Source organism: Flavobacterium sp. (assembly GCF_035760125.1).
GTDB lineage: Bacteria > Bacteroidota > Bacteroidia > Flavobacteriales > Flavobacteriaceae > Flavobacterium.
This window is the reverse complement of the sequence record NZ_DASTTN010000532.1, coordinates 1-7,051: the sequence shown is the minus strand read 5'-3', so window position 1 is coordinate 7,051 and position 7,051 is coordinate 1. Positions and strand designations below refer to the sequence as shown.

9 protein-coding genes are annotated in these 7,051 nt (G+C 34.1%); 3 read left to right on the top strand and 6 right to left on the bottom strand.

All coding sequences use genetic code 11. The features are described from left to right. From VFS71_RS18995 to VFS71_RS18975, 5 genes are all read right to left on the bottom strand, one after another. On the bottom strand, nt 1-942 hold a 942-nt coding region (locus VFS71_RS18995; protein ID WP_326403229.1), incomplete at its 3' end, for a beta-ketoacyl-[acyl-carrier-protein] synthase family protein. A gap of 14 nt (nt 943-956) precedes the next feature. Further along, a complete protein-coding gene (locus tag VFS71_RS18990) occupies nt 957-1,385 on the bottom strand; it encodes a FabA/FabZ family ACP-dehydratase (RefSeq protein WP_326403227.1) in 429 nt (142 codons plus the stop codon). A gap of 14 nt (nt 1,386-1,399) precedes the next feature. After that, on the bottom strand, nt 1,400-2,452 hold the full coding sequence (locus VFS71_RS18985; protein WP_326403226.1) for a type III polyketide synthase: 1,053 nt from the start codon (nt 2,450-2,452) through the stop codon (nt 1,400-1,402). A 184-nt stretch (nt 2,453-2,636) separates the two neighbouring features. Then, nucleotides 2,637-3,347: a methyltransferase domain-containing protein gene (locus VFS71_RS18980; protein ID WP_326403225.1), complete on the bottom strand. Its 711-nt coding sequence runs from the start codon at nt 3,345-3,347 to the stop codon at nt 2,637-2,639. 54 nt (nt 3,348-3,401) lie between these two features. After that, nucleotides 3,402-4,532, bottom strand: a complete 1,131-nt coding sequence (locus VFS71_RS18975) for an NAD(P)/FAD-dependent oxidoreductase (RefSeq protein ID WP_326403224.1) — start codon at nt 4,530-4,532, stop codon at nt 3,402-3,404. Nucleotides 4,533-4,709: 177 nt separating this feature from the next. On the opposite strand from VFS71_RS18975, the gene dnaX reads away from it, so the two are divergent. After that, nucleotides 4,710-5,795 (top strand): DNA polymerase III subunit gamma/tau, encoded by a 1,086-nt coding sequence (gene dnaX, locus VFS71_RS18970; RefSeq protein ID WP_326403223.1) that lies wholly within the window; start codon nt 4,710-4,712, stop codon nt 5,793-5,795. A 28-nt stretch (nt 5,796-5,823) separates the two neighbouring features. Here dnaX and VFS71_RS18965 read toward each other — a convergent pair whose 3' ends face one another. Beyond that, complete coding sequence (locus tag VFS71_RS18965) at nt 5,824-6,132, bottom strand: hypothetical protein (protein ID WP_326403222.1); 309 nt, start codon at nt 6,130-6,132, stop codon at nt 5,824-5,826. Here VFS71_RS18965 and VFS71_RS18960 point away from each other — a divergent pair. Both VFS71_RS18960 and VFS71_RS18955 read left to right on the top strand, forming a co-directional pair. Next, nucleotides 6,113-6,457, top strand: a complete 345-nt coding sequence (locus VFS71_RS18960; RefSeq protein WP_326403220.1) for a DNA polymerase III — start codon at nt 6,113-6,115, stop codon at nt 6,455-6,457. The genes VFS71_RS18965 and VFS71_RS18960 overlap by 20 nt on opposite strands. A gap of 130 nt (nt 6,458-6,587) precedes the next feature. Then, nucleotides 6,588-7,051: acetate uptake transporter (locus VFS71_RS18955; RefSeq protein ID WP_326403218.1), on the top strand; the 464-nt coding region annotated here is incomplete at its 3' end.

Sequence of the window (7,051 nt, the reverse complement as noted above, 5' to 3'; positions counted from 1 at the left end):
CGTAGCGGTAAGATGACCATTAATCACATCAACATCTTGAGCAGTAATTCCGGAACTCTTCATCGCATTCTGAATACATTTTTGAACAGCCAAGGGATTTGGAGCAGTTAATGTTCCCAAACCTCTTTGCCCTCCAGAATTCAAATCTCCTCCTAAAACTTCTGCATATATTCTAGCACCTCTTGCCAAGGCAGCCTCCATATCTTCCAAAACCAAAGCTCCTGCACCACTCGCAGGCACAAACCCCGAAGCACTCTGAGACATAGGTCTTGAACCTGTTACCGGCGAATCGTTATGTCTAAATGTACAAACTCTCATGGCATCAAATCCTCCCCAAACATAAGGACCAGAATCACTGGTACTTCCAGCAAGAATTCTTTTAGCCTGACCGGATTTTATACGATCATAAGCCATAATAATACTTTCGGTTCCTGTAGTACAAGCGGATGAATTGGTTGTAACTTGATTCCCTAATCCCAATTTCCCAGCTAAATAAGCACTTATTCCACTATTCATTGTTTGAATTACAGTGGTACTTCCTAAATTCCTACCTTTAAAATCATCAATTTTATAAATGCTTTCTCTAAATTTTTCAACCCCAGAAGTTCCAGCCCCAAAAATAGTTCCGCCATCCCAATCAGGCTCTTCCTGAATCTCCATTGATAAACCAGCATCTTTCCAAGCATCAATTCCCGCTATAACACCGTATAAAATTCCTGTTGCATTAAAATTTTTGAGTTCCAGTTCCGTGAAGTATTGCAATGCCAATTCCATTGAAACATTAGGCATTCCGGCAATTTGGCAAGAAAACTTTAATCTTTCCAATTCCTCAAAATGTCTAATTCCAGAAATCCCATTCTTAATCGCATATTGAAACGCATCGAGACCCACCCCATTTGGAGCGACTACGCCAAGACCTGTTATAACAACTCGTTTTTCCATTTTTAATTACGATTTCAAACTATCATACCGGCAATTATTCCACTGCAAACTATTTCTCCTTTTTCATTTTGCATATTGACTTTGCATTTTAATTTTCCAAATCTAAAATAGATTTTCTGAGAAATCACCTTTACTTTTTCATTTGGAAAAACTGGTTTTAAAAAATCAATACTAGTTGATGTTAAAGCGATTAGCGATATCGAACTTACTTTTTCATTTAATAAAAATATACCCAAACAAACCAAACCAATCTGAGCCATAACCTCCGTTAAAATCACTCCAGGAGTAACTGGATTCCCTTTAAAATGACCTTTGTAAAAATCCAAATTTTCGTCAAAAGTATACTCTCCCTCTACCCCATCTTCATCTATTCTGATTATTTCGTCAACAAACAAAAACGGTTTTGAATAAGGCAATTTTGAAATTACATCTATTTTTTCCATATCTCATTAGTGTCCTAAAACTGCAACAATACTCTTTGAGCCGAAAATCCGGGACCAAAACTCAACATCAAGCCCTTAGAGCCTTTTTTTGGTTTTTTATCCATAAATCGCTCTAAAACATACAATACGGTTGCACTTGACATGTTTCCGTAAAGTTTCAAAACAGCTTTAGTATCATCTATATTTTTTTCATAACCCAAAAAGAGATCTTCTACAATTTGAACTATTTTTTTTCCTCCCGGATGAAAAATCAAATGATCAATATCTGCAATTTCTAAACTATTCTTTTTTAGAAAAGGATGAATAATATCTCCAAAATGTGACGTTATTGTTTCAGGAACCTCAATATCCAAAACCATTTGCAATCCGGAATTAGTTAGTTTAAACCCCATCATATGAATATTGTCAAAAAAATGATACATTTCTTCAGCCAAAATCTCCGGTCCTTCCTCTTCTTCCACCGATGAAAGCAAAACACAGGCTGCACCATCACCAAAAATTGCCGCACTCACAATGTTAGTCATCGAAAAATCTTCTAATTGAAACGTTGCTGTCGGACTTTCTATAGCAATAACTGCTGCTCTTTTACCTGGATTCGCCTGAAGAAAGTTCTTAGCATATATAATTCCCGAAATTCCCGCCGCACAACCCATTTCAGTCACAGGCAACCTCACAATATCTTGCCTCAATTTCAAACTGTTAATCAAATAAGCATCCAAGGAAGGAATCATAATCCCAGTACAACTCACAGTGATGATATAATCCAAATCCTCAGGCAACCATTGGGCTTTTTTCAGAGCCTTATCCAAGACTTTTTCTCCCAAATCGATTACTTCTCGAATGTACGTATCATTTTTCTCTTCAAAGGAGGTATTTTCAAAAACCGCAATCGGATCCATTATCGAATACCGTTTATCAACTCCTGCTCCCTCAAATATTTTCTTTACTTTTCGAATAAAACGCTCTTCTTGACCTTCCAACCAAACATCCAAAAAAGGTAGAATCTCCTCAGTAGTTCTCGAAAACTTCGGCAATTGCTTGGCAACACATTTTATTTTTACGCTCATTTATTTTCTTTAGTAGGTTTAATACAATCATTAATATTTGGAGCACAAACATTTGGCATTCTAGAAAATATCATCCCGCTTTCCGTTACAATCTTTTGTGCCGAACCCCGGCACAAAAGGATTTCCACTGCAATCGGGGCTAAAGAGAGATGTTTTTGCATTTTTTGACATTATTAAAAAAAACTCATTTCTCCACAATCCATTGGTAACGAAAAGCCCATTTCCATTGAATACTGTATTTTTTAAATCTCAAATTTTCTGAAAATGCAATCAATTCTTCTTTTTTAAAACCTCTCAATATTGAAGTCAAACCATCTTCTCGTGACATTTTATTCATTCGAAAAACAAAACAAAGCGCTTGAAATAATCGATATGCTACAGAATTGCGATGCAAATCATTTACAACAAAACCCAGTTTTGAATTTTTATTAAACAACATTAATAATTCAATAATTTCATCGTTTTTAAAATGATGTAAAGTCAAAGTACAAAGCACTATATCATAATTTAACTCACTAAAAGATTCACTAAATACATCTTCACACCTATACTTAATATTTGGATAGTTTACAGATAAATCAATCGCATAATTTACAGTAAAATTATTGGCATCAACACCAATCAATTCCAAATTTAAATTATTCTGCAAACCAAAATCAGCTAATTTTCGCAACATATCTCCGTTTCCACACCCAACATCTACAATCTTGATCGGATTTGAATAGGATTCTTTTTTCAGTAATTTCTCAACCCCTTTCAAAGTCAATTGATTACCTCCTAAAAGCTGATTTATTTGTGCAATTTTATCCAACGCCACTTTTAAAGCATCACCCTCCAACGCAAAATCATCCATTAATTCAGGATTGTTCGTTCTATGTTGTGTATTTACAAGCACTATTTTTAATTATTTCGAATTAAATTCAATTGCTTTTTAACTATTGCTATTTTTTCATTCTACGACAATTGGTTTCCCGTGAGTCCGCTTTATTATAATTGGCATTAAAAATGGGAATTTAATCATTATTTCCATCAAAACAGAAGAAAGTTTTGTTTTTTGCAGTATAAATGCTAAAATACGCCCAATTCTTAATCTTTTTTTAAAATTTGCATTCCATTCTGCAATATACTTTTTCTCCAATTCGTCTCTGGATTTTATTTTTTTAGCATAAAAATCTCCTATTAATTCAGAAGCAATTTTGGCACTATGAATTGCCATCGCCATACCATTACCACATAAAGGATGAATTAAACCCGCGGTATCTCCAATCATCAAAATATGATTTTCTACAGCTGCTTTTTTATCAAATGAAATTTGGCTAATTGTCAATGGAGCATCAAAAAGTATTTTACTGTCATCAAAAATTAGTTTCAAATGTGGATTCTTAATGACAATCTGATTTTGAAAGTCCTCAATGCTTTTATATTTTTTAAAAGATTCATAACTCACCAAATAACAGATATTAATTACATTGTTTTCCACTTTTGAAACTCCACAATATCCGCCTTCAAAATTATGTAAAGCCACTAAATCATTTGGAAATTCACCAAAATAATGAGCTTTCACAGCTAGCCAGTACGATTTTTCTTGAATAAATCCTCTTTTTAGTTTCTGATCGATATTGGATCGTTTACCAAAAGCACCTATCACAATTTTCGAAGTAATACTTCTATTGTTTAAAGTCGAAACAGTAAAAAAGTCATTATCAAAAACAATATCATCAACATTGTCCTGTATTATTTCACACCCATTCTCGATGGCTTTTTTGCATAAAAAAGCATCCAAAGCAAATCTACTTACACCAAATCCACCAAGCGGTAAATCACATTTAATTACTTTTCCTTCAGAGGTTGAAAAATCTAGTTTTGAGATATGAGTTGGGTTTAACTCTGATAAATTTATCGAAAGCCAATCCAAATAAGGCAGGATTTCATTTGAAATGTATTCACCACAAACTTTATGCTTTGGATATTCATTTTTTTCTATTAAAATAACCTTTAAACCAGTTTTAGACAAATGTATAGCAGCTGTCAGTCCAGCCAATCCTCCTCCAACAATTGTAACCGCTTTAGTAGCATTCATAGAAAAGTTAATTTTAAAGATTGGATTTCAAAACTAAGGTGAAAATACACAAATATTGCTTGAAAAACGAATTCAAATGGTATTTTTGAAAGAAAACAACAACCCGAAAAAATTAAAATTTTGGAACTTGTTTTTTGACTTTTCAAGTCCTATATTTGCTTTCGAATAAAAAAACCTATGGAACAATTTGTAGTATCGGCACGTAAATACCGCCCCCAAACATTTAAAGATGTGGTTGGACAAAAAGCGATTACCAATACATTACTCAACGCCATAGAAAACAACCATTTAGCTTCAGCCCTTTTATTTACCGGGCCTCGTGGTGTTGGTAAAACAACTTGCGCCCGTATTTTAGCTAGAAAAATAAATCAGCCTGGTTACGATGATCCCAATGAAGATTTTGCATTTAATGTCTTCGAACTAGATGCTGCTTCTAACAATTCTGTTGATGATATCCGAAATTTGATAGATCAAGTTCGTATTCCTCCACAAACAGGTCAGTACAAAGTATACATCATTGACGAGGTACACATGTTGTCGTCGGCCGCTTTTAATGCTTTTTTAAAAACATTGGAAGAACCGCCAAAACACGCCATTTTTATATTGGCTACGACCGAAAAACATAAAATCATACCTACGATATTATCTCGTTGCCAGATATTTGATTTCAAAAGAATTACAGTAAAAGACGCAAAAGAACATCTTGCAGATGTAGCCACAAGTCAATCTGTAGCTTTCGAGGATGATGCTCTGCATATTATTGCCCAAAAAGCAGATGGCGCTATGCGTGATGCCTTATCTATTTTTGACAGGGTAGTTTCTTTTTGCGGAAACAACTTGACTCGTCAGGCTGTAACCGAAAATTTAAACGTCTTAGATTACGAAACCTACATTAATGTTACCGATTTAATTCTAGAAAATAAAATCCCTGATTTATTAATAGCGTTTAATGATATCCTATCAAAAGGTTTTGACAGCCATCACTTTGTTTCGGGTTTAGCTACTCATTTCAGAGATTTATTGGTAAGTAAAACACCCGCTACACTTGTACTACTTGAGGTTGGAGAACAAGCGCAAAAAATGTACGGGATCCAAGCGCAAAAATGCAGTCAAGATTTTTTATTAAAAGGAATCGATATTGCCAACGATTGTGATTTAAAATACAAAGCCAGCCAGAATCAACGACTTCTTGTTGAACTTTGCTTGATGCAACTAGCCTCCATCACTTATGATGGAGAAAAAAAAAAGTTGAACAATTTATAATTCCTCCCACTTATTTCAGAAGAACGGATTATTCTATAGTAGAAGTTTCCAAAAAAGAAACTAACGAAACTAGTAATATTAATAGTGGCATTAGCAACAATATTGAAAAGGTCGCAATTGCTAAACCTATTGTTGTTGCTGAAGAAAAGACACAAATTACAAATCCAGAAACTACGAATAATTCAAGCAATGAAGCTAAATTTTCAGCTTTATCACTTTCCAGTATTCGAGCTAAAAAAACTTTAGAGGAAAATCTAAAAGGATTCGTCAAAGAAGACAACACCGTTTTACCATCCGAAGCTTTCACAGAAACCGAAATGCTTTTGCAATGGACCAAATATGCTCAGCGTTTAGGAGAAAAAGGATTCAAAATAATGGAATCCTTATTATTAATTAACGACCCAAAATTAAACGGTACCAACATCACTTTTGAACTTCCAAATGAGGGATCAAAATTAGATTTTGAAAAAGAAATGATTGGTCTTTTAGGACATCTGCGTGGTCATTTACACAATCACGATATTACCATCGAAGTAAATGTAAATGAAAGCATTGAAATAAGAAGAAGCTTTACCGACCAAGATCGTTACAACAGACTTTTAGAAATCAATCCGAATATCGAATTATTAAGAACCACTTTTGGCTTGGATTTAGATGCTTAAATAATTCATCTCTATTACTCTTTATTTTAATAAATGAGTTATTAATATCATAAATTGTTATTTTTATACCAATTGATAACGAACTATATCGTTATTTTTAAGCTTCACTAACAATTTAAAAAACTAAAAAATGGAGAATAAACCTGCTAATCCAGCTCCTTTAGGTCTTTTGGGCTTTGGAATGACCACAATTTTATTGAATATTCACAATTTAGGATTCTTTCCCGTCAGTGCCGTTATCATTTCGATAGGTATTTTTTATGGAGGTTTAGCACAAATAATAGCCGGAATACTATCATACAAAAACGGAAAAACATTTGCAGGGACCGCTTTTACTTCTTATGGCTTCTTTTGGCTTACCTTAGTTGGAATTTGGCTTTTTCCAAATACTGGATTTGAAATGGCAGGAACTACTCCAGCTCCATTTTTCGGTTGCTACTTAACACTTTGGGGGATTTTTACTGCTTTTATGTGGTGGGGAACTTGGGGTGGCAGTAAAGTACAACAATTTGTTTTTTTATCGTTAACCATTTTATTTTTCGTTTTGGCTATTGAAAAAATTACAGGAATCGAAGCATTGGCACCAGTTGCGGG

Bases quoted from the DNA above. Each gene is read 5' to 3' on its own strand.
- VFS71_RS18990 (WP_326403227.1), bottom strand. From the start codon at position 1,385: ATGGAAAAAATAGATGTAATTTCAAAATTGCCTTATTCAAAACCGTTT.
- VFS71_RS18985 (WP_326403226.1), bottom strand. From the start codon at position 2,452: ATGAGCGTAAAAATAAAATGTGTTGCCAAGCAATTGCCGAAGTTTTCG.
- VFS71_RS18975 (WP_326403224.1), bottom strand. From the start codon at position 4,532: ATGAATGCTACTAAAGCGGTTACAATTGTTGGAGGAGGATTGGCTGGA.
- dnaX (WP_326403223.1), top strand. From the start codon at position 4,710: ATGGAACAATTTGTAGTATCGGCACGTAAATACCGCCCCCAAACATTT.
- VFS71_RS18960 (WP_326403220.1), top strand. From the start codon at position 6,113: ATGCTTTTGCAATGGACCAAATATGCTCAGCGTTTAGGAGAAAAAGGA.